The sequence below is a fragment of the Herbaspirillum sp. VT-16-41 genome, from assembly GCF_001994935.1.
Lineage (GTDB): Bacteria > Pseudomonadota > Gammaproteobacteria > Burkholderiales > Burkholderiaceae_D > Herbaspirillum > Herbaspirillum frisingense.
Genome location: NZ_MUXB01000022.1, coordinates 69328 through 94719, shown reverse-complemented (window position 1 = coordinate 94719; position 25392 = coordinate 69328). Strand labels below are relative to the sequence as shown.

At 65.2% G+C, this 25392-nt stretch carries 26 protein-coding genes; 10 read left to right on the top strand and 16 right to left on the bottom strand.

The features are described 5' to 3' along the window. Nucleotides 1-3: 3 nt before the first annotated feature. From BTM36_RS03170 to BTM36_RS03150, 5 genes are read right to left on the bottom strand one after another with little or no spacing between them, the layout of a single operon-like run. On the bottom strand, nucleotides 4-945 hold the full coding sequence (locus BTM36_RS03170; protein WP_077235195.1) for a hydroxyacid dehydrogenase: 942 nt from the start codon (nucleotides 943-945) through the stop codon (nucleotides 4-6). Then, complete coding sequence (locus BTM36_RS03165) at nucleotides 942-1631, bottom strand: demethylmenaquinone methyltransferase (RefSeq protein WP_006464819.1); 690 nt, start codon at nucleotides 1629-1631, stop codon at nucleotides 942-944. Before BTM36_RS03165 ends, BTM36_RS03170 begins: the two co-directional genes overlap by 4 nt. Nucleotides 1632-1678: 47 nt before the next feature. Continuing rightward, the gene (locus BTM36_RS03160; RefSeq protein WP_077235194.1) at nucleotides 1679-2599 is read right to left on the bottom strand and encodes an SMP-30/gluconolactonase/LRE family protein; all 921 of its coding nucleotides are present in this window, start codon (nucleotides 2597-2599) and stop codon (nucleotides 1679-1681) included. Next, nucleotides 2596-3948, bottom strand: a complete 1353-nt coding sequence (locus BTM36_RS03155) for an MFS transporter (protein WP_077235193.1) — start codon at nucleotides 3946-3948, stop codon at nucleotides 2596-2598. Before BTM36_RS03155 ends, BTM36_RS03160 begins: the two co-directional genes overlap by 4 nt. An 11-nt stretch (nucleotides 3949-3959) precedes the next feature. After that, nucleotides 3960-4928, bottom strand: a complete 969-nt coding sequence (locus BTM36_RS03150; RefSeq protein ID WP_254426901.1) for an amidohydrolase — start codon at nucleotides 4926-4928, stop codon at nucleotides 3960-3962. Between the two features lie 111 nt (nucleotides 4929-5039). Between BTM36_RS03150 and BTM36_RS03145 the strand changes: the two genes are divergently transcribed. Next, on the top strand, nucleotides 5040-5927 hold the full coding sequence (locus BTM36_RS03145; protein WP_077235192.1) for a LysR family transcriptional regulator: 888 nt from the start codon (nucleotides 5040-5042) through the stop codon (nucleotides 5925-5927). Nucleotides 5928-5963: 36 nt separating this feature from the next. Here BTM36_RS03145 and BTM36_RS03140 read toward each other — a convergent pair whose 3' ends face one another. Genes BTM36_RS03140 through BTM36_RS03110 form a run of 7 tightly spaced genes read right to left on the bottom strand, consistent with a single transcriptional unit; the run spans nucleotide 5964 to nucleotide 10988 of the window. Further along, nucleotides 5964-6626: a DUF1989 domain-containing protein gene (locus BTM36_RS03140; protein WP_077235191.1), complete on the bottom strand. Its 663-nt coding sequence runs from the start codon at nucleotides 6624-6626 to the stop codon at nucleotides 5964-5966. Further along, nucleotides 6623-7438, bottom strand: coding sequence for an amino acid ABC transporter ATP-binding protein (locus BTM36_RS03135; protein ID WP_006464813.1), 816 nt, complete (start codon nucleotides 7436-7438; stop codon nucleotides 6623-6625). Before BTM36_RS03135 ends, BTM36_RS03140 begins: the two co-directional genes overlap by 4 nt. Next, a complete protein-coding gene (locus BTM36_RS03130; protein ID WP_077235190.1) occupies nucleotides 7435-8139 on the bottom strand; it encodes an amino acid ABC transporter permease in 705 nt (234 codons plus the stop codon). Before BTM36_RS03130 ends, BTM36_RS03135 begins: the two co-directional genes overlap by 4 nt. Before the next feature lies 1 nt (nucleotide 8140). Next, on the bottom strand, nucleotides 8141-8839 hold the full coding sequence (locus BTM36_RS03125; RefSeq protein WP_077235189.1) for an amino acid ABC transporter permease: 699 nt from the start codon (nucleotides 8837-8839) through the stop codon (nucleotides 8141-8143). Between the two features lie 16 nt (nucleotides 8840-8855). Then, nucleotides 8856-9491 (bottom strand): urea carboxylase-associated family protein, encoded by a 636-nt coding sequence (locus BTM36_RS03120; RefSeq protein WP_077235188.1) that lies wholly within the window; start codon nucleotides 9489-9491, stop codon nucleotides 8856-8858. Nucleotides 9492-9496: 5 nt separating this feature from the next. After that, entirely contained in the window at nucleotides 9497-10132 is a 636-nt protein-coding gene (locus BTM36_RS03115) for a DUF1989 domain-containing protein (protein WP_077235187.1), read from the bottom strand. A gap of 22 nt (nucleotides 10133-10154) precedes the next feature. After that, complete coding sequence (locus BTM36_RS03110) at nucleotides 10155-10988, bottom strand: transporter substrate-binding domain-containing protein (protein WP_077235186.1); 834 nt, start codon at nucleotides 10986-10988, stop codon at nucleotides 10155-10157. A gap of 299 nt (nucleotides 10989-11287) precedes the next feature. Between BTM36_RS03110 and BTM36_RS03105 the strand changes: the two genes are divergently transcribed. Beyond that, nucleotides 11288-12169 carry a MurR/RpiR family transcriptional regulator gene (locus tag BTM36_RS03105; RefSeq protein ID WP_006464807.1) on the top strand — a complete coding sequence of 294 codons (882 nt, stop codon included), beginning with the start codon at nucleotides 11288-11290 and terminating at the stop codon, nucleotides 12167-12169. Nucleotides 12170-12239: 70 nt separating this feature from the next. Here BTM36_RS03105 and BTM36_RS03100 read toward each other — a convergent pair whose 3' ends face one another. Together BTM36_RS03100 and BTM36_RS03095 are read right to left on the bottom strand one after the other, a co-directional pair. Further along, nucleotides 12240-12647, bottom strand: a complete 408-nt coding sequence (locus BTM36_RS03100; RefSeq protein WP_077235185.1) for a DUF2000 family protein — start codon at nucleotides 12645-12647, stop codon at nucleotides 12240-12242. Between the two features lie 53 nt (nucleotides 12648-12700). Further along, nucleotides 12701-13549, bottom strand: coding sequence for an AraC family transcriptional regulator (locus BTM36_RS03095; protein WP_077235184.1), 849 nt, complete (start codon nucleotides 13547-13549; stop codon nucleotides 12701-12703). Between the two features lie 264 nt (nucleotides 13550-13813). On the opposite strand from BTM36_RS03095, the gene BTM36_RS03090 reads away from it, so the two are divergent. Continuing rightward, complete coding sequence (locus BTM36_RS03090) at nucleotides 13814-14521, top strand: YitT family protein (RefSeq protein WP_241811801.1); 708 nt, start codon at nucleotides 13814-13816, stop codon at nucleotides 14519-14521. 18 nt (nucleotides 14522-14539) lie between these two features. On the opposite strand, the gene BTM36_RS03085 is transcribed toward BTM36_RS03090, so the two are convergent. Continuing rightward, nucleotides 14540-15511 (bottom strand): AraC family transcriptional regulator, encoded by a 972-nt coding sequence (locus tag BTM36_RS03085; protein ID WP_077235182.1) that lies wholly within the window; start codon nucleotides 15509-15511, stop codon nucleotides 14540-14542. Nucleotides 15512-15602: 91 nt separating this feature from the next. Here BTM36_RS03085 and BTM36_RS03080 point away from each other — a divergent pair, with 91 nt between their 5' ends. From BTM36_RS03080 to BTM36_RS03050, 7 genes are all read left to right on the top strand, one after another. Next, complete coding sequence (locus BTM36_RS03080; RefSeq protein WP_077235262.1) at nucleotides 15603-16436, top strand: oxidoreductase; 834 nt, start codon at nucleotides 15603-15605, stop codon at nucleotides 16434-16436. Nucleotides 16437-16686: 250 nt separating this feature from the next. Beyond that, nucleotides 16687-17043, top strand: coding sequence for a DUF305 domain-containing protein (locus BTM36_RS03075; protein WP_254426905.1), 357 nt, complete (start codon nucleotides 16687-16689; stop codon nucleotides 17041-17043). Nucleotides 17044-17094: 51 nt separating this feature from the next. Then, nucleotides 17095-18504, top strand: coding sequence for a hypothetical protein (locus BTM36_RS03070; protein ID WP_077235180.1), 1410 nt, complete (start codon nucleotides 17095-17097; stop codon nucleotides 18502-18504). A gap of 152 nt (nucleotides 18505-18656) precedes the next feature. Further along, entirely contained in the window at nucleotides 18657-19916 is a 1260-nt protein-coding gene (locus tag BTM36_RS03065) for a nitrate regulatory protein (protein ID WP_006464798.1), read from the top strand. A gap of 174 nt (nucleotides 19917-20090) precedes the next feature. Then, on the top strand, nucleotides 20091-20801 hold the full coding sequence (locus BTM36_RS03060) for a gluconate 2-dehydrogenase subunit 3 family protein (RefSeq protein WP_077235179.1): 711 nt from the start codon (nucleotides 20091-20093) through the stop codon (nucleotides 20799-20801). A 68-nt stretch (nucleotides 20802-20869) separates the two neighbouring features. Further along, nucleotides 20870-22651 carry a GMC family oxidoreductase gene (locus tag BTM36_RS03055; protein WP_006464796.1) on the top strand — a complete coding sequence of 594 codons (1782 nt, stop codon included), beginning with the start codon at nucleotides 20870-20872 and terminating at the stop codon, nucleotides 22649-22651. A 14-nt stretch (nucleotides 22652-22665) separates the two neighbouring features. Beyond that, nucleotides 22666-24114 (top strand): cytochrome c, encoded by a 1449-nt coding sequence (locus tag BTM36_RS03050; protein ID WP_254426900.1) that lies wholly within the window; start codon nucleotides 22666-22668, stop codon nucleotides 24112-24114. A gap of 187 nt (nucleotides 24115-24301) precedes the next feature. On the opposite strand, the gene BTM36_RS03045 is transcribed toward BTM36_RS03050, so the two are convergent. After that, nucleotides 24302-25351: an NAD(P)-dependent alcohol dehydrogenase gene (locus BTM36_RS03045; RefSeq protein ID WP_077235178.1), complete on the bottom strand. Its 1050-nt coding sequence runs from the start codon at nucleotides 25349-25351 to the stop codon at nucleotides 24302-24304. Nucleotides 25352-25392 lie beyond the last annotated feature (41 nt).

The following is a 25392-nucleotide window of genomic DNA, read 5'->3' as shown; positions in this document are numbered from 1 at the left end:
GGATCAGCCGGCAATGGCCTGCTCGTTGAGCACTGCCAGGATGTTGCGGGCAGCGCCGGTGCCCATGGCGATGTAGGCGTCGGATGTCACGCCGCCGATGTGCGGGCTCAGGATGGCATTGCCGACGTCCTGCAACGGATGAGGCGCGGCGAAGGGTTCCTTCTCGAAGCTGTCCAGCCCGGCGGCGCGCAGCTTGCCGCTGTTGAGGGCGGCGATCAGGGCCGCTTCGTCGATCAGGCCACCGCGTGCGGTGTTGACCAGGATGGTGCCATCCTTCATGCGGGCCAGCGACTGGGCGTTGATCATGTGCTTGTTCTCGGCGGTCAGCGGGCAATGTAGCGAGACCACATCGGAACGGGCATAGAGCGTGTCCAGGTCGACCAGTAGCACGCCCGGTGCCGCTTCCTTGGCATATGGGTCGTAGGCCAGCACCGGCATGCCCAGCGCGGCCGCCACGGCGGCCACGCGACGGCCGATGGCGCCAAAACCGACCAGGCCCAGGATGCGTCCCTGCAGCTCCAGGCTCTTGTGGGTGGACTTGTCCCAGTGACCTTCGCGCATGCGGCGGTCCAGGCCGACCACATTCTTGGCGCAAGCCATGATCAGTGCCCAGGTATGTTCGGCCACGGCCGGGGCATTGGCGCCGACGGCGGCCTTGACGGCGATGCCGCGTTGCTGCGCGGCCTGGCTGTCGATGGTGTCGATGCCGGTGCCGTGCTTGGAGATCACGCGCAGCGCCGGGCTGGCATCCATCACGCGCGCGCTCACGCCGCCGTAGCGCACGATGATGGCCACCGGCTGGTGCTGTTGCGCCAACTTGATGAGGTCGTCCTCGGTCGGTTTGGCGCTGGTGTAGACCAGCTGGTAGTCGCGCAGGATATCGACGGCGGCCGGGGCCAGATCGATACCGGTGACAATCACCACGTCCTTGTGGGCGCCGCTCACAGTGTTTCTCCTTCGGCCAGCACGCCGCCCTTGCGCAGCGCGCCTTCCAGCCAGCCCGGACGCAGCGGGCCACCGCCACGGATCTCGGTCAGGCGCTTGGTTTCGTCGGCTACCTTCTTGGCGGCGGCCTCCAGCAGGGAGGCAGCCTTCTCGCGCTCGACCACCACCACGCCGTCGGCGTCACCGACGATCAGGTCACCCGGCTGCACGGCGGTGCCGCCCACCGAGATGGGCCAGTTCACGCGGCCGGCGATGTTCTTGGTGGGGCCGTTGGGGTTGGCGCCGACGGCATAGACGGGGAAGCCGATCTCGCGCAGGGCCTCGGTGTCGCGCACCGAACCGTAGATGATGATGCCGGCCAGGCCGCTGGCCTTGCATTGCGAGACCATGATCTCGCCCATCAGTGCGCTGGTCTCGTCACCCTTGCCATCGATGACCAGCACGTCGCCCGGCTTGGCGATGGCCATGGCGGCGTGGATCATCAGGTTGTCGCCGGGGCGCACTTCCACGGTCAGCGCGGGACCTGCCACGCGCATGGTGGGTGACAGCGGCGCCACGCGGCTGCACAGAGTACCGCGACGGCCGGCCACGTCGGCCAGGATGGAGGCGGGGAATTCGGCGGCCTTGGCGACGATGGCGGCGTCGACACGGTCGAAGTCACGGATGAAATCAGGTTGCTGGCTCATGGTGTGGGTCCTTTGCTGGAAGTGAAGTCAGAGCCGAGGGTTCAGCCTCAGGCATGGGAATACATGGGCAGACCGGCCACCGGCACGTCGGCGCGCAGGATGCTGCCGGTCTGGGATTCGGTGATGAAGAGGCTCTTGCCCTCCGGCCCGCCGAAGGCGAGATTGGTGGTGGAGATGCCGGCCGTGGAGCGGATGCGCAGCAGCGGCTCGGCAAACTTGGAGAGCCGCCAGATGGAGCCGAATCCGGTGTGGGCGATGTACAGGCAGCTCTCCGCATCCAGGGCCAGTCCGTCAGGGCCGGCCATGCCGCCGTGCAGGTTGGCGAAGACGCCGACCTTGCCGACCACGCCGTTGTGATGCAGGGGAATGCGCCAGATCTGCTGGGCGCGGGTCACGGCCACCAGCAGATGGTTCAGGGCCGGGTCGTAGACGATGCCATTGGGGCTGGGAATGGTATTGATCAGGCAGGTCAGCTGGCCGTCCGGCGCCAGCCGGTAGACGCGGCCGGTGGCGTCCTGCAGGCCGGTCTGGCCCTGGTCGGTGAAATAGATCTCGCCCTTGGGGCCGAAGACCAGGTCGTTGACGCCCTTGAAGCCTTCCGAGCCGACCGTCTCCAGGAGCGGCGTGACGGTGCCGGTATCCGGGTCGAGTTGTACCAGGCCACGCTTGTAGTCGGTGATGACGATGCGACCGGTCTTGTCGATCTTGAGGCCATTGGGCCAGCCGTCGTATTCGGTGACCAGTTCCCACTCGCCTTGCATCGAAATGCGGAAGATGCGGCCGTAGGGAATGTCGGTCACGTAGAGCCGGCCCTGGCGGTCGAAGGACGGGCCTTCGAGGAAGGAATCGATGGGCTGGCCGCCACGGTTGGCATCGCCCCAGGCATTCTTGCGGGGGGTACGGAAATGGTCCGGCAGGCAGGTGAAGACGGTGGCCTCGACCACCGGAGGCGGGGCAAAGAAGCTCATGCGGGTTCCTTGGAAGAAGACGTCGTGCGGGAATTGCTGCGAGAAGGATCGCCCAGGGCCAGCGTGATCACGGCGCCCAGCAGCAAGGCGGCGGCCACGAAGATCAGGGGATAGGTAAAGCCCTGGGTCGATTCGCGGATGAAGCCGATCACCGACGGTCCGACAAAGCCGCCCAGGTTGCCGATGGAGACGATCAGGGCCAGTCCGCCGGCTGCGGCGCGGCCAGTCAGGAAGCCCGACGGGATGGCCCAGAAGGTAGCCTGGAAGGACAGGATGGACGCCACCGCCACCGTGATGGCCAGCATCTTCAGCAGCGGCGTATGCAGGAAGGCCGAGATCGCCAGCGACAGCGCGGCCAGGACGATGGCACCGGCCACATAGACCAGCCGCCGCTGGCTGCGGTTGGCCAGGCGCGCCCAGAGCGTCATGGCGATGGCGCCGACCAGATAGGGGATGGCCGCCACCAGGCCGACCTGGTGCGACGGCAGGCCGAATTCGCGGATGATCTGCGGCAGCCACAGGCCGATGCTGAGCGAGCCGATGATGCCGCAGAAGTTGGCCGCGGCCAGGGCGAACACGCGCCAGTTGGTGAAGGCGTCCTTGAGCTTGTTGCCATGACGGGCGGCCAGCACGTTCTGTTCGGTCGAGAGTTCGTTTTCCAGCCAGCGCTTTTCATCACTGCTGAGCCAGGCGGCCTTGGACGGACGGTCCGGCAGCAGGAACAGGCACAGTACGCCCAGCAGCACGGCCGGCACGGCCTCCAGCAGCAACAGCACCTGCCAGCCCTGGAAGCCCCACATGCCGTGCAACTCCATGAGCGCGCCCGACAAGGGCGAGCCGATGATGTTGGCCACCGGGATGCCGATCAGGAAGAAGGCCGTGGCCTTGCCGCGCCAGGCGCCGGGGAACCACTGCGTGAAGTACAGGTAGATGCCCGGGGTGAAGCCGGCCTCGGCCATGCCCAGCAGGAAGCGCGCCAGCGCAAAGCTCTTGGGACCGACCACGAAGGCGGTGGCCATCGAGATCAGACCCCAGGAAATCATGATGCGCGAAATCCACATGCGGGCGCCGAAACGGTGCAGCGCCAGGTTGCTGGGAATCTCGAAGAAGAAGTAACCGATGAAGAACAGACCCGCACCCAGCCCGAACTGCGAGGGTGTCAGGCCCAGGTCCTTGTTCATGGTCAAGGCGGCGAAGCCGACGTTGATGCGGTCCAGATAGCTGACCACGTAACACAGCAGGATGAAGGGAATGAGGCGACGCATCACCTTCTTCATGGTGGCCTGCTCGCTGACGGCCGCTTCGGTGAGAGCCGGCTGCGCCAGCGGATTGATCGATGCCTGGGACATGTGGGGCTCCGTCAGAAGTGGTAGAGGCGGGTCGGATTGTCGACCAGCACGGTGCGCATGAGCGCGTCCGAGCCCAGCCAGGTGGTCATCACGTCGAGCAGTCGGGCGTCATCGGGCTTGTGCTGTTCGGTCGGGTGCGGCCAGTCGCTGCCCCAGACCACTTGCGAAGGCGCAAGCTGCACCAGCGTGTGGGCCAGCGGTGCGACGTCGTCGTAGTCGGGCGCGCCCCGCTTGCTGTACAGATAGGCGCCGGAAAGCTTGACGCTGGCGCGCTGCTCGCGCATCAGGCCGGTCACGAAATCGAATACCGGATGCGTTGCATCGGCCTGCAGCGGGATGCGGGCGAAGTGGTCGAACACCAGCGGCACCGGCAGGCGGGCCAGCACTGCGCGATTGGCCAGCAAGACCTCGTTGGGCATGTTGACCTGCAGGTGCCAGCCCAGCGGGGCGACGCGGCGCGCCAACGGCTCCATCATCTCTACGGTGGTGACCGAACCCAGGGCCAGGTTGAAGCGCAGGCCGCGCACACCTGCCTGATGCAGGGCCTGCAATTGGTCGTCGCTGACCTGGTCGTTCACCACGGCCACGCCGCGTGCGCGGGAGCCCAGTTGGGCCAGGGCGTCCAGCGTGCAGCGGTTGTCCACGCCATAGGCCGAGGGCGTGACCACCACGTTGCGGGTGGTCCCCAGCCGTTGTTGCAGCTGGCGGTACATCGCCACGGTGGCCGCCGGATGCAGCAGCTTGGCGCCGGGTGCCCAGGGGAAGCGCGGGTCGTAGACATGCATGTGGCAGTCGCAGGCATCGGCCGGCAGTCTGGCCGACGCAGGTTCGCTGCCGGAAGAATGGGGGTAGCTGACAGGCTGGGGCTGGGCCAGCGCTGACGGCAGATAACTGCCGGCACCAAGGCTGATGGCCCATTGGGCGCTGCGCCGCAGGAAGTGGCGCCGGGAAGGCTGGACGTGCATCGTGCTGGTCTCCATGTTGTCGCCGCCACGGTGGGCGGGGTTCTTGTTTGGAGGGCAGTCTACGCGGGCGAATATTTAATGTATATTTGCTTTTATTTTACGTTCGATAACTTCCAGGAATGATTTATGGACTTCCGCGACCTCAAGTATTTCGCCGTCATCGCCGAGGAAGGCCACGTGGGGCGGGCCGCCGAGCGGCTCTACAAGACCCAGCCGGCACTGACCAAGTGCATCGATCGTCTGGAAGAACAACTGGGGGCGCCGCTGTTTGAACGGGCCGGGCGCGGCATCCGCCTGACCGCCGTGGGCCAGGCGCTGCTGACCCGGGCGCGCCAGATCAGCCTGATGATGGACGAGACCGCACGCGAGATCGGCGACTATGCCAATGGGCGGGACGGCAACATCCGCCTGGGCTGCGTCCCCACGCTGGCCGAGCACGTGCTGCCGGGCATCTGCCAGCAGTTGCTGGCGGAGGCGCCCAAGGTGACCATCGACCTCAAGGTGTCGATGAACGATGTCCTGCTGACGGGATTGAAGGCGGGACAACTGGATATCGTGCTGGGGCCGATGATCCAGGATGACGAGCTATTCCACACCGAGGAAATCATGCAGGACCAGATGGTGGTGATGGCCAGCCCGCATCACCCCATCTTCGACAGGAAGGTGCGGCTGCGCGACCTGCTGGAATACCAGTGGGTGTTGCCGGCGCAATCGGTATTGAGCCGGCAGTGGCTGGACAATGTCTTCGACCGCCATCACCTGCCCCGACCCGACGTGCAGATCACGCCCACGGTGCTGAACATGATCCTGCCGCTCATCGAGCGCAGCAATCTGCTGGGCTTTGCGTCCAAGCTGAATCTGCTGGGCGGCCGGGGTCACCTGCGCGAGGTGGCCCTGAAGGAAACCACCATGCTGCGCCGCATGGGCCTGACCCACCGGCGCGACATGTACTTGTCACCGGCGGCGCTGCGGCTGATCCGCATCATTCGCGAAAAGGCGGCCGGCCAGCCGTGACCGGTACCCGCCTGCTGACCGCGCGGCCCTGCCCCCTCAATCCTGCGGCACCCAGGTGCGCGTGCCAGGCAGGTCGGACTGGAACTGCTCCAGCACCCTGATCTCGACCGGCTTGGGGGTATTGTCGCCCTGCCCCTGGATCTTCACGATGTCCTGCGGACAGGCCGAAAAAGCGACGAAGCAATCCATCTCCGCACGCAGGGTGATGAAGTCGCCCGGCTTGGTCACCGTGGGCAGAGTCTTGAGGGTGATGCCGTCGGGCTGGACGCGGATGTTCATGAAGATGTTGAACGAGGCCAGGTTGGCCCGTGGCGGGGTCACGCCCAGTTCGAACATGCCCTCGAACATGTTGTCGCAGCAATTGCGATGGTAGTGCTGTACGCCGAGCAATTCGTAACGGCGGCGGTCGCAGGCGGCCATGAAGGTGTCATGCACGCCCGGCGTGGCGTCCTCCACCACGGTGAGGATGGGGTGGCGCCGGTTGGTCACGAAGCTGTCGCCGAGCATCGGGTTGAGCCGCTGGTTCCAGACGCGGGTGGTCTCCATGCACATGTATTCGGCCAGGTCGTAGGCGTTCCATGCCCAGCAATCGACCACCTGGGTGCCGTGCGTATTGATGACGCGCACGGCCTGCCCGGCCTGCAGTCGCACGGCCTTGCCGTGGCCGGCGGGAACGGTAATGGAAGCGGGAGAAGTCATGATGTCGGGGTTCCTGGGTTGAAACGTTGAAGAAACTGGCGCAGTCGCGCCGAAGAGGGTTGGTCGATCACCTGCTCAGGCGGCCCCATCTCGACGACCTTGCCGCCGTCCATGAAGACCACCACATCGGCCACGTCGCGCGCAAAGGCCACCTCGTGCGTGACCACGATCATGGTGGTCTGGGCGGCCGCCAGGGCGCGCATCACGGCCAGCACCTCGCCGACCAGCTCGGGGTCGAGGGCCGAGGTGGGTTCGTCGAAAAGAATCACTTCCGGCGCCATGGCCAGCATGCGGGCGATGCCCACCCGCTGCTGCTGCCCGCCCGACAGCGCGGCCGGCATCGCTGTGTGCTTGCCGGCCAGGCCGACCTTGCGCAATGCTTCGGCGGCGATGTCGCTGGCCTCCAGGCGCGGGATGCCCTTGACCGAGATCAGGCCTTCCATGACGTTGTCGATCACGCTCATGTGCGGCCACAGGTTGAAGTTCTGGAACACCATGCCGATGCGGCTGCGCTGGGCACGGATCTCGCGCGCGGGACGGGGCTGCAGGCGCTGGTGCGGCCCTTCCCGCACGCCCACGCGCTCATCGCCGATCCAGACCTCGCCGGCGTCGGGCGGTGCCAGCCAGTTCAGGCAGCGCAGCAGGGTCGACTTCCCCGACCCGGAGGGGCCGAGGATGCAGACCACCTTGCCGCGTTCGATATCGAGGCTGACGCCGTCGAGGATGCGCTGCGGGCCGAAGGACTTGACGATGTCGCGAACGCGCAGGGCGATCGCGCCACCGACGGGAGAATTCGGTTCTGTCGGGTTCATGGCGTGCTAGCGTTGGATGAGGATGAAATGCCATAGGACTGGACGCCATGGGCGATGGCGATGCGCTGCTCCCAGCGTCGCGTCAGTGCATGCAGCAAGCCGGTGGCGGCCCAGTAGACCAGCGCCACCATGCAATAGACTTCCAGCGGCGCATAGGTCTCGGCCACCACGCTCTTGGCGGCGAACATGAATTCATGCACCGAGATCACCGACAGCAATGCGGAATCCTTGAAGAGGCCGATACCTAGCCCGGTCATGGTGGGTAGTAGCAGGGGCAAGGCCTGGGGTGCCACGATCCGGCGTGCGATGGCCAGCGGCGGCATGCCGATGGCGACCGCCGCTTCCACCGTGCCCCGGGGCAGGCCGTCGATGGCGGCCTGGATCACCTGGGCGATATAGGGCGCGTAATAGATGGCCAGCGTCAGCACCCCCACCAGCGGCGCCGGCAGCAGCAGGCCGAAGTCGGGCAGTACGTAGAAGCTCACATAGAGCAGCACCAGCAAGGGCAAGGCCAGGGTGACGGCGATATAGGCGTCGATGAGCACGGCCAGCGGCCGCGGCCCCATGCGTCGCAACACCACCAGCACCATGCCCAGCAGGCAGGCCAGCACGGCACTGCTTGCGCACAGCCAGAAAGTGTCCACCAGACCTGCCAGCAGGGCCGGGACGTGCGGGCGCAGGATGCCGGGATCGAAGGCCATGTCAGCTTCTCCCCGGAGTGGCCGTGGTGGCCGGGCTGGTCAGTCGGGTCTGACCGGACCGCGGCACCCGGCTCAGGTGCTTGCCCAGCGCCAGGACCGGCAGCACGACGGCGAGATAGCCGATGCTCACGATCAGCATGATCTGGGACGAGGTATAGGTGCGGGCGATCACCATCTGCCCGGCGTAGGTCAGTTCGGTCACGGCCACCACCGAGGCCAGCGGCGTGGTCTTGAGCAGGATCGTGAATTCATTGACCAGCGCCGGGATGCTGGCCCTGAGCACCTGCGGCATCACGATGCGCGTGGCGATGCGCCAGGGCGCCATGCCCAGCGCGGTGGCGGCCTCGATCTGGCCACGCGGGACGATACGCAGGTTGCCGCGCAGGATTTCAGCGGTGTAGGCGCCGCTGTTGAGGCCCAGCGTCAATGCCGCCGCCAGCAGCGGATGACCGCCCAGCCCGATCAGCGGCAGCGAGAAGAACACCAGGAACAACTGCACCAGCGCGGGCGTGCCGCGCATGAAACTGATGTAGAGCCGCACCAGCCAGCGCAGCGGGGCCAGCGGCGCCAGTTGCAGGGCCAGTGCCAGGTGGCCCCAGGCCAGACTGCCGATGGCGCCCAGCACGGTGAGCGAGACCGTCATCATCCAGCCGTCGAGCAGCGCGGGAAAACTCTGGATCACCTGGGGGCTAAACCACATGCGCGCTCTCCGTTGCCTACAGGGCGTTCAGTTCTTCGGCGGTGGCCACTTCCAGCGCCCCCGGTCGGTCGTTGCCGGGCACGCCGGTGCAACAGGCCGAGACCACGAAGACCATGTCGGCCACCACCCGGCAGGCGATGAAGTCGCCGGCCCGGGTGCGACTGGGCAAGGGAATGATACGGCCCTGCTGGTCCAGGTCGACATGCATGAAGAGATTGATCGGGTCCGGCAGGCGCGGCGGCGTCAAACCCTGCTCCCGGATGACGGCCGAGACCGACTCCACGCAGCCGGTCTGGCCGGCATAGCCGTTGGCGGCCAGCCAGGCGGTGGTGGAAGCCGGCATGAGCAGGTCGTGCGTGCCGACGCTGTCCTTGCCCAGCACCATCAGCGCGCGGCGTCGGTTGCTGACGATGCGCATGCCCGCCTGCAGGACATAGGAATTGCTGAAGACGCGGGTATGGTGCACCGACATGAAGATGTCAGGCTGGGCGCGGTCGAAGGCGAACAGCATGGCGGTGGCGCCGTCCTCGCGCGCTTCGATGCGCAGGATCTGGCCGGCCTTGACGTCGATGGCGCGGCTTTCGCCGGCCGGCACCACCAGGCGCGTGGGTGGCAGGGGCTGACGGGGCGGGGTTTCTTTGAGCAGCAGCATGGTAGTCAGTCGGTGGACGCCCCGGCACGGCGGTGCGGATCGGCGTCATGGATGGAGATGGCGATATCGGTGACCCGCAGGCCGTTGCCGGGAATGATGTCCTGCGGGCAGGACGAGACGGCGCAGAGCAGGTCTTCCAGCACCTCGAAGGTGATGTGATCCCCCGGTTTGCTGGTCGGGTCGGTGACCTGCATGCGGCGGTCAGCGGTGACCGGGCCGTTCTGGAACAGATTGAAGGGCTCCGGCACGTCAAACTTGGACAGGCCGTGCAGCGCCAGGCCTTCGTGCATGTTGTCCAGGCAATTGCGGTGACCGATCACGTTGAAGTCGACCGTGAAGCGGGTATCGTCGCAGGCCGGGACATTGGCATCATGCACGCCGACGGTGTCGGCCACCACGCGCAGCAGCGGCCGATCCAGCGAGGAATACAGGTGGTCGCCGACGTCGAAGAAGATCGACTGCAGTCTGCGGCGGGTATGCGTGGGCGAGAGTTTCTCGCTCTTGTCGCCGGCGACGACGGCCACGAAATCGGCCGCCTGCTGCCCCTCGACATCGGTGATGGTGAGGAACTGGCCGGCCTTGACTTCAAAGGTCCGGCCATGACCGGCGGGGACGGTCAGGGAGTGGGTAGAGTTGCACATGCTGGCAGGTCGTATTGGGCGCTTATTTGGCGGGGATGAAATCGGCATCGGGCGTGGCGAAGGTGACGCCCAGGTATTGCTGCTGCAGACGGGCCAGTTCGCCACTTTTCTTCATGGCCAGGATCTGGTCGCTGACGGCCTTGTTCAGGCGCTTGTCTTCGGGGCGGGTGGCCAGGGCGATCCACTGCGAGGGGCCCAGTTCGCCGGTGATCTTCATCTTGCCGGGGTGCTGCTTGATGACGTCGGCCAGCACGGTCAGGTCATCGAAGACGAAGTCGGCGCGGCGGGTCATGAGGGCGGCCACGGTCTGGTCCACGCTATCGACGCTGAGCAGGGTGATCGGCGCCAGCCCCTTGGCCTTGAGCGTGTCGTTGAACTGCTTGAGGATGCCCTCGGGCGCGCTGCCGGTCTTGACCGCGCCGGTCAGGCCGGCCAGCGATTCGGGAGTGGGGTTGGCGGGAATCCTGGTGAAGTCATCGCGCACCAGGGGGCCATTGACGGTCTTGCCGGTCGGCACCACGTAGGCGATGCGCTTGGCGCGCTCGGCCGTCACGTTCAGTGCCGAGCCTTCCATGTCGAAGGAACCTGACAACAGGCCGGGAATGATGCCGCTGAAGGCCATGCGCTGGTATTCGATCTTCACGCCCAGGCTCTTGGCCACCGCCGCCAGCACGGCCGGGTGGTAGCCCACGATGGCGTTGGAGGCATCGGTGTATTCATAGGGCGCGAAGGTCGGATCGATGGCGACGATCATCTTGCCGCGGCTCTTGATGTCGTCCAGCGTGTCGGCATAGGCGGCGACGCTGCAGAACAGCAGTGCGGAAAGCAGATAGCGGGACAGACGTGGTGCGGACATGGGCGGCTCCTGGAGGTTGAGGGACGATGGGATCGCACAGGCGATCCGGGCAAGCACGATCATGCAATGCATGTTTCATGTCAATCAATCCTGAAACACCAGTTTCCCGCGAGGAACGCCGTGAAACACCAGATACAATCAGGTTAAATCTGAAATATCTGTTTCACGACGACGCCGACGACGTACAATGCCTCTCGTTCCAGGGCAGCGCCGCCCCGCACAAGACAGGTGCGCCGCGCTGCACTGGAATGATTCTTGCACCATCGCGCAGCATCCCAGACCAGGCCGTCCAGACAACCATGGCAAGCATTCCGACCAAGAAGAACAAGGCTTCGGCCTCCATCGAAAGCCGCATCGCGGCGCAGTACGAACAGCTTTCGGGAATCGACCAGCGGCTGGCCGACATCATCCTCAGCGCACCGGGTCAGTTGGCCATGCAGACGGCCACGGAGCTGGCCGAAAGCGCGCAGGTGTCCAAGGCCACGGCCACCCGCTTTTTCCAGAAACTCGGCTATGCGTCCTACGACGATGCCCGGGAAGACGCGCGGGCGGCGCTGATGGGCGGGTCGCCCCTGTATCTGCAGAAGCGCGGAGAGAAGGAAGCCCGAAGCGGGCTCGGTGCCACCATCGAGGCGCACCTGAACCATGAGGTCGCCAACCTGGCCAATACCTACCGCTCGCTGGACCCGCAGGTCCTGACCGATGCGGTCAATGGGATTGCCAATGCGCAGCGCGTGGCGATCATCGGCTATCGTCACAGCCATACGATTGCGCAGATGATCCGGCGCGAGCTGATCCAGGTGCGCAGCAATGTGCTGGTGCTGCCGGCGCCAGGAGATACGCTGGCCGAGTACCTGGGTGACCTGGGCGAGCGCGACATGGCGATCGTGATCGGTCTGCGACGCCGGGTGCCGGCGATCTCCCTGGCGATGGAAGCCTTGGCCGAGGCCGGCGTGAAGACCCTGTACGTGTCCGATGTGATCGCCGGCAAGCCGGCCCGGCGCGCCGACTGGGTGATCCGCTGCCATACCGACGGCATGATGCTGTTCGACAGCGTGGTGGCCGTCTCCGCGATGGTCAACCTGATCTGTTCGCTGACGGCCGAACGGCTGCGCGAACGCGGCAATGGCCACCTGCAGCGGGTGGAGGTGCTGCACCAGAAGTTGAAGGAACTGGAATGACGCGACCGGTCTGAGCGGCCGTCGCCATCCAGCCTGCCCAGCCCTGTCCCCTCCCCGCTCTGGCCTTCCTTCAGGGATGCAGCGCCAGTCCCTTGGTGGCCTTGTCCACCGCCTTCTTGCCGCCGCGCAGGGCCAGTCCCACCAGGTTCATGAATGCCGGGTCTTCCGCCAGAAAGACCTGGCGATTGGCGTCGTCATGGCCGGTGGAAAACATCGCCTGCACATAGGGGGCGACGATCAGTTCACGTTCCAGGCCGATGCGATGGGCCGCCTGCAGCCCCTGCAGGTCGGCCTCGAAGATCAGGATGGGTTGGCCGCACAGGGCGGTGTAGCTTTTCCCGGCGGCATCGACATAGGGCGTGCCCAGGGCTTGCGGCGCGGCGGCGACGATGCCGGTGGCAAGGAATGCGGTGACGTTCAGGCGTTGCCACATGGGCAGGTCATTGCGCACCAGGATGGCGATTTTGGTATCGAACATGCGGTCTTCCCGATCAGGATTCAGAGCCTTCCATCTTAGGAAGCCGCCACGTTTCACTCTAGAACATTTGTGCAGACGCGCCGGTAGGCGGCCGGGGTGATGCGGTAGGCGCGCCGGAACCAGCGGCCCAGGTGGCTTTGGTCGGCAAAGCCGGCGTCGGCTGCGACCTGGGCCGGATCATGGCCGGCCGCCAGCAGGCTGCGCGCCCGGCGCAGGCGCAATTGCACCAGATAGGCATGCGGGGTGCGCCCGAAGGCCCGGCTGAACTGGCGACTCAGGCGGAACCGGTCCATGCCGGAACAGGCGACCAGGTCTTCCAGGCCCAGATCGTCGGCGAAACGCGCATGCATCAGATCGCGTACCCGTTGCAGGGCCGGGGAAGGTGGCTCGTTGCTTCCCGCGACACTGTCGTCGAACTGGCCGGAGAGCAAGACCAGCATGCGGTCCAGGGCCAGGTCGCGGGCCAGTTTGCCCTCGCGCTGGTGCAAGGCCAGGAAGGCCCGGTGGATGGCACCGGCGAGCTGGGCGTCGTCGTGCAGGGTCTGGCGGAAGGTGGCGAAGCGGGTCATCGCGGGCAGGCGCAGGTGGTCGGTCATCCTGTCCAGCCAGGGCGTGGGCAGGTAGAGCATGGCGTAGGTAAAGCCGCTCTCATGGGGCGCGTGACCGTCGTGCAGGGCACCGGGTTCGATCAGGATGGACTTGCCGGGGGTGCTGACGTGCAAGGCGGTGCCGCAGCGGAAGCGCTGCACGCCCTGCAGGGTCACGCCGACCAGTATCTCGTCATGGTCGTGCGGATCGTAGGCATGGCCGGAGAAATGGGCGCCGATGCTCTCGATGCCGCTGTCCTCGTCGCGCTGCAGCCTGATCCATTCCTGGGCGGGCGTGGGAGAAAGAATGTCCATGACGGGATTCTAGCCGGAGGCGACATTCCGGTGCTCATCCCTCGGACCCCCTGGCATATTTCCTGCTAGATGGGAAATGTTGCGAGGACGCAGCGCGGCCGCATCCAGTAGTCGCTGCGTCGCAACAAATCAATTACCATGCGCCCCTGCGGCGACTGTCGACGACAGAAGGCAGTCGCAAATGCAATGGTGGTGCCGGCTTACCCGCTGGCCTGTCCATTGCCGTAACGCGTTCGTTATCCACGATTGATGATTGGTATTGCCATGACGACCTCTACTGCCGGCTCTTCGTCTGCCTCCCCTGCCTCCGTGGCACCCGCTTCTTCCTCGTCTTCCTCGTCCCTACCCCGCCCGCGCGAGCGCGCTGCAGCGCTTCCCCAGGTGCGCCACAACTGGATCGACAACCTGCAGGGCCAGCTGTTCGGGGTGGTGATGATCGCCTTCGGCATGTCCATGCTGCATAGTCTCGGTCTCATCATCGGCCAGGTGGCCGGTGTGGCCTTCCTGGTCAGCTATGCCACCGGGGTCAGCTTCGGTACGGCCTTTGCGCTGATCAACCTGCCCTTCTACCTGCTGGCGGCCCTGCGCATGGGTGCGGCCTTCACCTGGCGCACGCTGGCGGCGGTGACCGCCGTGTCGGTGCTGACCAATATCGCCGGTAACTACATCAGCTACAGCCACCTCGATCCGCTGGTGGGTGCCGTGCTGGCGGGTCTGTGCGTGGGCATCGGGCTGATCGGCCTGTTCCGCCACCAGGCCAGTTGCGGCGGCATGAGCATCCTGGCCAGCTACCTGCAGGAGCGCACCGGTTTCAAGGCCGGCTGGCTGCTGATGGGCTTCGACCTGGTGCTGTTCGCCACGGCGGCCTGCTTCATGCCGGCCGACCGCGTGCTCTATTCCCTGGTGGGGGCCATCGTCATGAACCTGTTCGTGGCCTGGAACCACCGTTACGAGTGGTATATCGCCCGCTGAACGCTGCAGCCCGAGGGCTCAATGCGATGACACGAACTGCGCATCCGCAAAGCCGGGCGGCAGGGCAAAGCTCGCGCGCAGGCGTCGGCATTCGGCCACCGGGGTGGCACCAAAGAGGCGCTTGAACTCGCGGCTGAACTGGCTGGTGCTGACATAACCCACCGCATGGGCGGCCGCCTCGGCCGTCATCTCTTCACGCACCATCAGCAGACGCGCCTGATGCAGGCGGATCGACTTCAGGTACTGCATCGGCGAGGCCTGGGTGATGTCCTTGAAATGCACGTAGAAGCTGGGCGCGCTCATGCCGGCCTCGGCCGCCAGCTGCATCACGTCCAGGTCCTGCGCATAGTCGTTGTGGATACGCCGCAGCACCCGTCCGATCTTGCCGAAATGACCGCGCATGGCCAGGGCATTGCGTAGCGCCTCGCCCTGGGCGCCGGTGAGCACCCGATAGTAGATTTCGCGCAGCAGCGCGGTACCGAGGATGGCGGCCTCCTGCGGTTGCGCCATCGCTTCCAGAAAACGCAGCAGGCTACCCTGCAAGGCTGGCTCCATGGGCGAGGACATCATGCTGCGCGCGGCCTGCACGGCGGGGGCGCCCTGGCGGTCGATCTGCAGCGCCAGCTCGGCAGCCAGGGTGAAGTCCAGATGCAGGTACAGGGCCAGCAAGGGCCGTCGCGGCGTGGCATCGGTCTCCATGGTGAAAGGTACCGGTACCGAGACCGCCAGGTAGTGCTGCTCGTCGTAGAGATACAGCTCCCCGCCGAAATAACCCCGCTTGCGCCCCTGGCAGACGATCACGATACCGGGGTCGTAGAGCACCGGCGTGCGCGCCAGCGGACCGTCGGCGCGCAGTACGCGCACGCTCTCCATGGGCGTGAGGTGATAGCCCTCGGTGGGCGCCATGTCCTGCAGCAGGTGGATGATGCGCTGCTGTACAGGGGCTTGCAGGGTGGGCTTGGCGGTACGCACGGCAATCTCGCGTTTCATAGTTTCAGGCAATAAAAACAGGTGATTACGACTTAATGATTCGGTGATGGCTGACTATTATGCACTCCCCTACTTCAACTGGAGAAGCATGATGTCCCTGCAGAAAACCTTGCTCATCACCGGCATCAGCAGCGGCTTCGGCCGGGCGCTGGCCGAGGCCGCCCTGGCCGCCGGTCACCGTGTGGTCGGGACCGCACGCCACGCACAGGCGGTCGCCGACTTCGAGGCCCTGGCGCCGGGCCGCGCCTGGGGTCACGTTCTGGATGTGACCGACACCGCCGCCATCGCGCCCATGGTCAGCGCGGCCGAAGCGCAGACCGGTGGCATCGACGTACTGGTCAACAATGCTGGCTATGGCCACGAAGGCGTGATGGAAGAATCGCCGCTGGCGGACATGCGCCGCCAGTTCGAGGTCAATGTCTTCGGCGCGGTGGCGATGATGAAGGCGGTGCTGCCCTTCATGCGCGCCCGCCGCCGCGGCCACCTGATCAACATCACCTCCATGGGCGGGCATATCACCATGCCGGGGATCAGCTATTACTGCGGCAGCAAGTTCGCGCTGGAGGGTATCTCGGCCTCTCTGGGCCAGGAGCTCAAGGCGCTGGGCATCGCCGTCACGGCGGTGGCGCCGGGCTCGTTCCGCACCGATTGGGCGGGTCGGTCGATGGCGCGCTCGCCGCGCACCATCAGCGACTATGACGCCCTCTTCGACCCAGTCCGCAAGGCCCGCGAAGACAAGCACGGCAAGCAATTGGGGGACCCGGCAAAGGCAGCGCAGGCGATGCTGGCCCTGATCTCCATGCCGCAGCCACCGGCCCATCTGCTGCTGGGCAGCGATGCGCTGCAACTGGTGCGCGCCGGCGTGGCCGCGCTGGAACAGGAAATCCAGACCCATGAAGCGCTGAGCCGTTCCACCGACGGTTGAGCCTATCCTCCTTGCCGTCGTTGGGCATGAGCGGGTGACAGATTTGTCATTCGATTGTCATGCCGACGACGCCGTGCGCTGCCTAGACTGCCCGTACTCATCACCTCCAGGAGATAGCATGAAGGCAGTATCGACAACGCACGGCCGGTCGGCCCGGGGCTGGCGCCTGATGCTGGCGGCTTCGCTGGCATGTTCCCTGGCTGCGTTCGCGGCCACCGCACCGGCCCATGACATGGGGGCCATGCACGACATGGGTGCCATGCATGGCATGGCCCATGGCGGCGCGACGCCGGCCACTACGGCAGCGCCCCCCGTCTTCGTGGCCAGCAGCGCCAAACCCTTTTCCACACTGAATGACGATGCCATGGCCGTAATGGACTACGGCATGCAGCACGCGCCCATGAACGGTCAACCTGACCACGATTTCGTGAGCATGATGCTGCCCCATCACCAGGGTGCAGTCGACATGGCGCGTGCCGTGCTGTTGTACAGCCAGGACCCGGAGATACGCAATCTGGCACTGGGCATCGTGGCCGAACAGCAGAACGAGATCCAGGTGATGCAGGCCTGGCTCAAGCGCCACGGCTACCCCTCCAGCGCGCCCTGAGCCCGCCATCACTGTGCCTCCCCCCGCTTTTCCAACCACCGCGCCAACGCCATGAAATCATCCAGACTCGCACTTTCCACCCTCACCATCTCGCTGCTGTCCTTGCTGTCCTGCTCGGCCATGGCCCTGCCCACCGCCCATGACCGGGTGTACACCGCCGACCAGAACAGCAATACGGTGTCGGTCTTCAACCCGGCCGACAATACGCTGGTAGGCCAGATCCGCCTGGGCAATCCGCGTCCGGACGTGCTCTCGCCCCTGTATCGCGGCCAGATCAACGTACACGGCATGGGCTTCTCGCCGGACCACAAGACCCTGGTGGTGATCTCCAACGGGTCCAACTCGGTCACCTTCATCGATACCGCCACCAATGCCGTCAAGGGAGTGACCTATGTCGGCCGCTCCCCGCACGAAGGCTTCTTTACCGCTGACGGCAAGGAAGTCTGGGTGGTGGTGCGCGGCGAGGACTACATCTCCGTCATCGACCCGCAGACCTTCAAGGAAACCCGCCGCATCCAGACCGCCGTCGGTCCCGGCATGGTGCAATTCCTGCCGGACAACAAGCTGGCCTTCTCGGTATCGAGCTTTACGCCGCAGGTGGATGTGATCGACGTGAAGTCGCATACGGTGATCAAGAAGATCGACGTGGTGAGCCCCTTCTCGCCCTTCCTGCAATTCACGCCCGACCACAAGGAACTGTGGATGACCCACAAGGACGTGGGCAAGGTGACCCGCATCGACACCCGCACCCTGAAGGTGACCGGCGTCATCGATACCGGCTTCATCACCAATCACCTGGCCTTTGCCACGGTCAACGGCCAGGTGCTGGCCTATGTCACGGTGGGTGGCGAGAACGTGGTCAAGGTCTACAGCACCGATGCCCAGGCGCAGTTGCTGGCGACCATCCCGACCGGCGCGCTGCCGCATGGTATCTGGAGTTCCGACGACAGCAGCCGGGTCTATGTGGGCCTGGAAAACGGTGACGGCATGGAAGTGATCGATCCGGCGCAGAACAAGGTGATCGCCCACGTCGCCGGTGGCCAGGCGCCGCAGGCCCTGATCTTCCTTTCCAACGTGGTCGGCGAGGGTGATGGCAAGCAGAACCTGGCGCCGCTGGCCAATGCCGAACCGCTCAATATCCGCCTGAAACCCGTGACGACGCCGGAAGCCAAGGGCTTCGTGGTGTCGCGCAACCTGGGCGTGGTCGATGCCCTGGAGGTGTCGCTCTTCAAGCTCAAGCCGCAGACCAACTACAACGTCTACCTGAGTGGTCAGAGTGCGCCGGTGGCCAGCTTCGTGACCGATGCCAAGGGCATGTCCAACGGCACGGCCATCGGTCCGGCGCGCCGCCTGGCCGAACCGGGCGCGCAATCGTCCCAATCCGGCCCGCTGAAACTGATCGTGATGGAAGGCGCGGCACCGGCTGACGCCAGCCGTGCCGTGCTGGTCAGCGACATGTAGTCGGGTACGGCGGGGCGGACCGGGGTGCAAGGTCGTCGGCCCGCCCCGGGGTTTCAGGCAGGGGAGCGATCCTTTACAATCGCGGCAGCGCCGGGCATTGCATGAATATTGCTTGCCCTGGCAGCTGCCCGCTCCCTCCCTTTCCTGCGCCCATGAGCAACGTCCTCAACTACCTGATCACTGCCCGCCGCTGCGAAGTGGAAGAACTGCAACGCCTCGCCCGCACCTGCCAGCTGGTGCTGACGGTGGGCAAACTGATCCACTGCCTGCAGCAGGAACGTGGCATTTCCAATATCTACCTGGGCTCGCGCGGTGAGCGTGATGCCCTGGTGTGGCGCGAGCGCGTGGCCGCCAGCGAGGTGGCGCAGCAGGAATTTGCCTCCTGGCTGGAGGCGACCGAACATGACAACGCACTTTCCAACGGTGCCCGCCTCTACACCCGCATCGCCTTCGCCTTGCACGCCCTGGACGGCCTGCCGCGCCTGCGCGCCGACGTGGCGGCCCTGGCCTGCTCGCCGGCTGCCAGCTACGAACGTTTCAAGACGCTGGTCGGGGCGCTGCTGGCGCTGGTATTCGAGGCCGCCGACGTGGCAGTCGATCCGCAGATCTCACGCCTGCTGGTGGCGCTGTTCAACCTGATGCAGGGCAAGGAATTCGCCGGCCGCGAACGCGCCGGCGGCGCCGCGGCCTTTGCCATGGGCAAGATCACGCGCGAGCAGGAACAGAGCATCGAATATCAGATCGAGATGCAGGAGCAGGCTCTGCGCCGTTTCGAGTCCTTCGCCGAGGGTTTCCGCAATGAGTGGACGGCGATGCAGGCGACGCTGCCGCTGGCGGAGCTCGAGCGACTGCGCCGCAAGCTGCTGACCTCGCACGAGCGGCCGCTGGATTCCGATATGGCCGATGCCTGGTACCAGTGCTGCTCCACCCGCATCGATGGCCTGCATCAGGTCGAGATTCACCTGGCGCAATACGTGCAGGCGCAATGCCGCGCCAAGATCATCGAACTGCAGAAGGAGCTGGACGATCAGGGCCAGTGGTTCAGCCAGGAAGAGGCGCTCGATCCGCTGGCCCCGCTGGCGACCTTCTCCTCCAGCCTGGATGGCGGGCACCTGAGCGGCGGCCCCATGGATGCCGGGGTCGGGCCGCACCTGACACAATCCATCGTCGACCTGCTGCGGGCGCAATCCGAACGGCTGCAGAACCTGACCCAGGAACTGGCCACCGTGCGCGAGAGCCTGGAAGAACGCAAGCTCATCGAACGCGCCAAGGGCGTGCTGATGATGAAGCAGGGCCTCAACGAAGAAAACGCCTATCGCCTGCTGCGCAAGCATGCGATGAACCAGAACCGCCGTATCGCCGAAGTGGCCCAGGCCATCCTCTCGCTGACCGAGATCCTGCCGGACGCCTGAGCAGCGGACATGCGGACATCGCGGTGCTGGTACAGCGTCGCGATGTCAGACGTTTCCGACACCAAAACCTCAGATTCACTGATCCCTTCACGCTGCGCAAGCGCGCATCATGGCTCATCCGTACGGAAGGCATCTGCCTTGCTGCGGCCCCGATTTCCCACACGGAAACGCGCCATGAAAAAAATAAGCATCTCCGCCAATCGCCGCCACTTCCTGCGCGGCGCCCTGACTGCCGCGCCGGCTGCCGCGCTGGCGGTGACCACCGGCAGCCTCACCGTGGCTGCCCAGGGCCAGTCGGCCAAGCCCGGCGACAACACGCCCTACAAACCCAGCTTCTTCAACCAGGATGAATTCGCCCTGCTCAGTGCCCTGGCCGAGGTGCTCATCCCGGCCGATGAAAACGGCCCGGGTGCGCTGGAGGCAGGTGTGCCCGAATTCATCGATGCCCAGATGAACACGCCCTACGGCCAGGGACAGCTGTGGTACATGCAGGGGCCCTTCACGCCGGATGCGCCGGCCGAGTTCGGTTACCAGCTGCCCTACCCGCCGCGTGAACTGTACAAGAAGGGCCTGGCCGAGTTCGACGCCGCCATCAAGCAGCAGTACGGCCAGGGCTACGTCGGGCTGAACCAGCAGCAGCGCGAAAAGATGATGGGCGAGTTCGAGAAGGGCAATGTGAAGATGGCCAGCATTCCCCCCGCGGCCTTGTTCAACCAGTTGCTGCAGAACGTGCACGAAGGCTATTTCTGCGACCCCGTCGATGGCGGCAACAAGGGCATGGCCGCATGGAAGATGATCGGCTTCCCCGGTGCCCGCGCCGACTACTACGACTGGGTGGACCAATACGGCCGCACCTATCCGCTGCCGCCGGTCTCGCGCGGCTGATGACCCGGGCGTCCCTGCCCCTGCCCTTTACTTCTTTCCTCTTCCCCTTCCCCAGGAAGCACAAGCACATGGCCAACAAGAACATGAAAGCAGTCGACGTCGTCATCGTCGGCTTCGGCTGGACCGGGGCCATCATGGCCAAGGAAATGACCGAGGCCGGTCAAAGCGTGGTGGCGCTGGAACGTGGTGTCTATCGCGACACCTATCCCGATGGCGCCTATCCCAAGACCATCAATGAGCTGGACTACCAGCAGCGCTTCAAGCTGTTCCAGAACCTCAACAAATCCTCCTTCACCTTCCGCCGCAAGATGGGCGACAGCGCCATCCCCTATCGCCAGATCGCCATGTTCAAGCCGGGTGAAGGTGTGGGCGGTGCTGGCCTGCACTGGTCGGGCTGCCACTGGCGCATCCTGCCGGAAGAACTGCGCATGCGCAGCCATTACGAAGAACGCTACGGCAAGAACTTCATCCCCAAGGATATGAACCTGCAGGACTGGGGGGTGAGCTACGAAGAACTGGAACCGTATTTCGACTTCGCCGAAAAGATGATGGGGACTTCCGGCACCGCCTATCGGGTCAAGGGTCGCGTAGTGGACAATGGTGGCAACCCCTTCGAGGCCGACCGCTCCGACGCCTTCCCGCTGCCGGCGCAGAAGGAGCAATACCAGGCGGCGCTGTTTCGCAAGGCGGCGCAGCAGGCGGGCTTCCATCCCTTTACGCTGCCCTCGGCCAATGCCTCGGCACCCTATGTGAACCAGTACGGTTGCCAGATGGGGCCCTGCACCTTCTGCGGCTATTGCTCGGGCTATGCCTGCTACAACTATTCGAAAGCCTCGCCCAACGTCAACATCATGCCGGCACTGCGCCAGAGCAAGCTGTTCGAGCTGCGCAGCCAGTGCAATGTGTTGCGCATCGAACTCGACAGCACCCGCAAGAAGGCCACCGGCGTGACCTACATCGATGCCAACGGCGACACCGTGTTCCAGCCAGCCAATATCGTCGTGGCCAGTACCTTCGCCTACAACAATGCGCGGCTGTTCCTGCTCTCGGGCATCGGCAAGCCGTATGACCCGGTTTCCAATACCGGTGTGGTGGGCCGCAATATCGCCTTCCAGATGATGTCCACCATCAATGCCTTCTTCGCGCCGGGCAAGAACATCAATGGCTTCATCGGTGCCGGTGGCAACGGGGTGGCGGTGGATGACTTCAATGGCGACCACATGGACCACGGGCCGCTGGGCTTCGTGGGCGGTTCCCCGATCTGGAGCAATCCGGCCGGGGCCAAGCCAATCTCGGGGATTGCCGTGCCGCCCGGCACACCCAAGTGGGGGCGCGCCTGGAAGCAGGCGGTCAAGGACAGCTATCTGAACACCATGTCCTTCGACGTGCATGGCGCCAACATGGTGTATCGGGACGTCTATGTCGATCTCGATCCGAACTACAAGGACGCCTTCGGCCAGCCGCTGCTGCGTTTCACCTTCGACTGGAAGGACAACGACATCCGCATGAGCCGCTATGTCACTGATCAGGCGGTCAAGATCGCGCATGAACTGAAGGCGCGCGAGATCAAGGTCACGGTCAAGGATTTCGGCGCGGCGCCGGACCTGCGCAGCTACCAGACCACGCACTGGGCCGGAGGCGTGGCCATGGGCAATGACCCCTCCACCAGCGTGGTGAACCGCTACCTGCAGAGCTGGGACGTACACAACGTGTTTGCGGTGGGCTCAGGCGTGTTCGCCCAGGGCATCGGCTACAACCCGACCGGGGCGGCGGTGGCATTGACCTACTGGTCGGCCCGCGCCATCCGCGAGCAATACCTCAAGGACCCGCGTCCGCTGGTCAGCGCGTGAGCACGGGAGTGATGATGAAACGACTGATCCTGACCTCCTCCCTGGCACTGGGCGCGGCCATGCTGGCCGCGGCAGCCGCTTACAACCTGGCGTATGCCGATGATTCGCTGACCGTTGCGGCGCCGCCCAAGCCGCCGATGGGCGGGCGGCTGTTGAATCGCGAAACGGTGCCCTTGCAGCCCTTCGCGGTACCGCCGGCCGATGCCGCGCTGTCGCAACGCATTGCCGCCAAGGGCAGCCCCAGTGCGGACGGCCAGTTGCTGCTGCGGGGTGCCTACCTGGCGCGGGCCGGCGATTGCGTGGCCTGCCATACCAGCAAGGGTGGCGCACCCTTTGCCGGCGGTCTTGCGCTGGCGTCCCCGCTGGGCGCGATCTATTCGACCAACATCACGCCGGACAAGGAACACGGCATCGGCGACTGGAGCTACGAGGACTTTGCGCGTCTGATGCGTACCGGCGTCACCCGGGCTGGCTATACGGTCTACCCAGCCATGCCCTACCCGTCCTATTCGCGGCTGAGCGAGGAGGACATGCAGGCGCTCTATGCCTACTTCACCAAGGCCGTGCCGCCGTCTGCCCAGGCCAATCGCGCCAATGACATCCCGTGGCCGCTGTCGATGCGCTGGCCGCTGGCGATCTGGCGCAAGCTGTTCGCGCCGACGCCGACGCCTTATGCAGCACCGGCCGGCGGCGACCAGGAACTGGCACGGGGTGCCTATCTGGTGGAGGGACTGGGACATTGCGGCAGCTGCCATACGCCGCGCTCGACCACGCTGCAGGAAAAATCGCTGCGTGACGACAGCAGCCGTCTCTACCTCTCCGGTGGCCAGGTGGTGGATGGCTGGAGCGTGCCGTCGCTGCGCAACGAGCATGGTGGCGGCATCGCTGGCTGGAGCCAGGCCGATCTGGTGGAGTTCCTGCGCACCGGACGCAACCAGTTCACAGCCTCCTTCGGGGCCATGAATGACGTGGTCGAGCATTCCATGCAATACCTGAGCGAGGCCGATCTCAATGCCATCTCGCGCTACCTGTTGAGTCTGTCGCCGCGCAACGATGCGGCGCCCTATCGCTATGACGAGGTGAGCGCCACGGCCGCCTACGAGGGCCGGCCGCAGACGCCGGGTGCGGCGCTCTACCTGGATCGCTGTGCCGCCTGCCACCGCAGCAACGGCACGGGTTACGGCAAGGCCTTCCCGGCCCTGGCGGGCAATCCGGTGCTGCAGACGGGCGATGCCACCTCGGCCATCCGCATCATCCTGCAGGGCGGACGCCAGCCGGCGACTGATTCGGTCAAGGGCGGACTGGTGATGGCGCCCTACGCGCAGTTGCTCAATGACCAGCAGGTGGCGGAAGTGACCTCGTATATCCAGACCGCCTGGGGCAATCGCGGCGCGACGGTGTCGGCGGCCGATGTGGCGAAGATCAGGAAGACGGCGAAGCCGGTGGAGGATCGGGCGCCGTGAGGGCGGGAGCAAATGGCCTGGCACTACACCGGCCAAGGTACTCACCAAACAGCTGCGGATAAGGCGAACTTGCCATGATCAAGCGCGCAAGCTCGCACGGGTGATCTTTCCCGCATGACGCCGGGGAGCGATAGACAAGTGGAACGATCCTGCGCTCAGGACCGTTCCACAGAGGTTGGCAAGGGGATCAGGCCGCCATGCTGGCGTTGTCGATCACGAAGCGATACTTGATGTCGCCCTTGAGCATGCGCTCATAGGCGGTGTTGATGTCCTCGGCGCGGATGAGCTCGATGTCGGCGACGATGCCGTGCTGGGCGCAGAAGTCCAGCATTTCCTGGGTTTCAGGGATGCCGCCGATGAGCGAGCCGGCCAGGGAGCGGCGCTTCATGATCAGATTGAAGACATTGGGCGAGGGATGCGGCGTGGCCGGAGCGCCAACCAGGGTCATCGTGCCTTCGCGCTTCAACAGGCCAAGGAAGGCATCCAGGTCGTGCGGGGCGGCGACGGTGTTGAGAATGAAGTCGAAGCTGGCGGCATGTGCAGCCATTTCGTCGGCATTGCGCGAGACCACCACTTCATCGGCGCCCAAGGCCTTGGCGTCGGCGCGCTTGGAGTCGGAAGTGGTGAAGGCCACTACGTGCGCCCCCATGGCATGGGCGATCTTGATGCCCATGTGGCCGAGGCCGCCGATGCCGACCACGCCGACCTTCTTGCCAGGGCCGGCGCCCCAGTGGCGCAGCGGCGAATAGGTGGTGATGCCGGCGCACAGCAGCGGCGCCACGGCGGCCAGGTCGGCTTCCGGATGGCGGATGTTCAATACATAGCGCTCATGCACCACGATCTGCTGCGAATAGCCGCCCATGGTCCAGCCGGGAGCGTCGTCGGTCTTGCCGTTGTAGGTACCGACCATGTTGTCGCAATAGTTTTCCAGGCCTTCTTCGCAGTCGGGGCAGGTCTGGCAGCTGTCGACCATACAGCCTACGCCGACCAGGTCGCCGACCTTGAACTTGCTGACGTGGTCGCCCACGGCGGCGACGCGGCCGACGATCTCGTGGCCGGGAACGCAGGGGTATTGGGTGCCGGCCCATTCGGAACGGACCTGGTGCAGGTCGGAGTGGCAGATGCCGCAGTAGGCGATGTCGATCTGCACATCATGCGCACCGGTGGCGCGGCGGTTGATCTGCAGGGGTTCCAGCGGTTTGTCGGCTGCGTGGGCGCCGTAGGCATGTACTTGCATGGGAATCTCCTTGAGTCAGACGGGAATTGAAAACGGACGTG

Excerpts from the sequence above, each read along its gene's own strand:
- BTM36_RS03150 (WP_254426901.1), bottom strand. The coding sequence starts at position 4,928 with ATGGAGACCAGCACGATGCACGTCCAGCCTTCCCGGCGCCACTTCCTG.
- BTM36_RS03105 (WP_006464807.1), top strand. The coding sequence starts at position 11,288 with ATGGCAAGCATTCCGACCAAGAAGAACAAGGCTTCGGCCTCCATCGAA.
- BTM36_RS03100 (WP_077235185.1), bottom strand. The coding sequence starts at position 12,647 with ATGTTCGATACCAAAATCGCCATCCTGGTGCGCAATGACCTGCCCATG.
- BTM36_RS03120 (WP_077235188.1), bottom strand. The coding sequence starts at position 9,491 with ATGCTGCTGCTCAAAGAAACCCCGCCCCGTCAGCCCCTGCCACCCACG.
- BTM36_RS03065 (WP_006464798.1), top strand. The coding sequence starts at position 18,657 with ATGAGCAACGTCCTCAACTACCTGATCACTGCCCGCCGCTGCGAAGTG.
- BTM36_RS03145 (WP_077235192.1), top strand. The coding sequence starts at position 5,040 with ATGGACTTCCGCGACCTCAAGTATTTCGCCGTCATCGCCGAGGAAGGC.
- BTM36_RS03090 (WP_241811801.1), top strand. The coding sequence starts at position 13,814 with ATGACGACCTCTACTGCCGGCTCTTCGTCTGCCTCCCCTGCCTCCGTG.
- BTM36_RS03125 (WP_077235189.1), bottom strand. The coding sequence starts at position 8,839 with ATGTGGTTTAGCCCCCAGGTGATCCAGAGTTTTCCCGCGCTGCTCGAC.
- BTM36_RS03115 (WP_077235187.1), bottom strand. The coding sequence starts at position 10,132 with ATGTGCAACTCTACCCACTCCCTGACCGTCCCCGCCGGTCATGGCCGG.
- BTM36_RS03110 (WP_077235186.1), bottom strand. The coding sequence starts at position 10,988 with ATGTCCGCACCACGTCTGTCCCGCTATCTGCTTTCCGCACTGCTGTTC.
- BTM36_RS03045 (WP_077235178.1), bottom strand. The coding sequence starts at position 25,351 with ATGCAAGTACATGCCTACGGCGCCCACGCAGCCGACAAACCGCTGGAA.
- BTM36_RS03075 (WP_254426905.1), top strand. The coding sequence starts at position 16,687 with ATGGGTGCCATGCATGGCATGGCCCATGGCGGCGCGACGCCGGCCACT.
- BTM36_RS03140 (WP_077235191.1), bottom strand. The coding sequence starts at position 6,626 with ATGACTTCTCCCGCTTCCATTACCGTTCCCGCCGGCCACGGCAAGGCC.
- BTM36_RS03130 (WP_077235190.1), bottom strand. The coding sequence starts at position 8,139 with ATGGCCTTCGATCCCGGCATCCTGCGCCCGCACGTCCCGGCCCTGCTG.
- BTM36_RS03050 (WP_254426900.1), top strand. The coding sequence starts at position 22,666 with ATGAAACGACTGATCCTGACCTCCTCCCTGGCACTGGGCGCGGCCATG.
- BTM36_RS03155 (WP_077235193.1), bottom strand. The coding sequence starts at position 3,948 with ATGTCCCAGGCATCGATCAATCCGCTGGCGCAGCCGGCTCTCACCGAA.
- BTM36_RS03160 (WP_077235194.1), bottom strand. The coding sequence starts at position 2,599 with ATGAGCTTCTTTGCCCCGCCTCCGGTGGTCGAGGCCACCGTCTTCACC.
- BTM36_RS03055 (WP_006464796.1), top strand. The coding sequence starts at position 20,870 with ATGGCCAACAAGAACATGAAAGCAGTCGACGTCGTCATCGTCGGCTTC.
- BTM36_RS03135 (WP_006464813.1), bottom strand. The coding sequence starts at position 7,438 with ATGAACCCGACAGAACCGAATTCTCCCGTCGGTGGCGCGATCGCCCTG.
- BTM36_RS03165 (WP_006464819.1), bottom strand. The coding sequence starts at position 1,631 with ATGAGCCAGCAACCTGATTTCATCCGTGACTTCGACCGTGTCGACGCC.
- BTM36_RS03070 (WP_077235180.1), top strand. The coding sequence starts at position 17,095 with ATGAAATCATCCAGACTCGCACTTTCCACCCTCACCATCTCGCTGCTG.
- BTM36_RS03080 (WP_077235262.1), top strand. The coding sequence starts at position 15,603 with ATGTCCCTGCAGAAAACCTTGCTCATCACCGGCATCAGCAGCGGCTTC.
- BTM36_RS03085 (WP_077235182.1), bottom strand. The coding sequence starts at position 15,511 with ATGAAACGCGAGATTGCCGTGCGTACCGCCAAGCCCACCCTGCAAGCC.
- BTM36_RS03060 (WP_077235179.1), top strand. The coding sequence starts at position 20,091 with ATGAAAAAAATAAGCATCTCCGCCAATCGCCGCCACTTCCTGCGCGGC.
- BTM36_RS03095 (WP_077235184.1), bottom strand. The coding sequence starts at position 13,549 with ATGGACATTCTTTCTCCCACGCCCGCCCAGGAATGGATCAGGCTGCAG.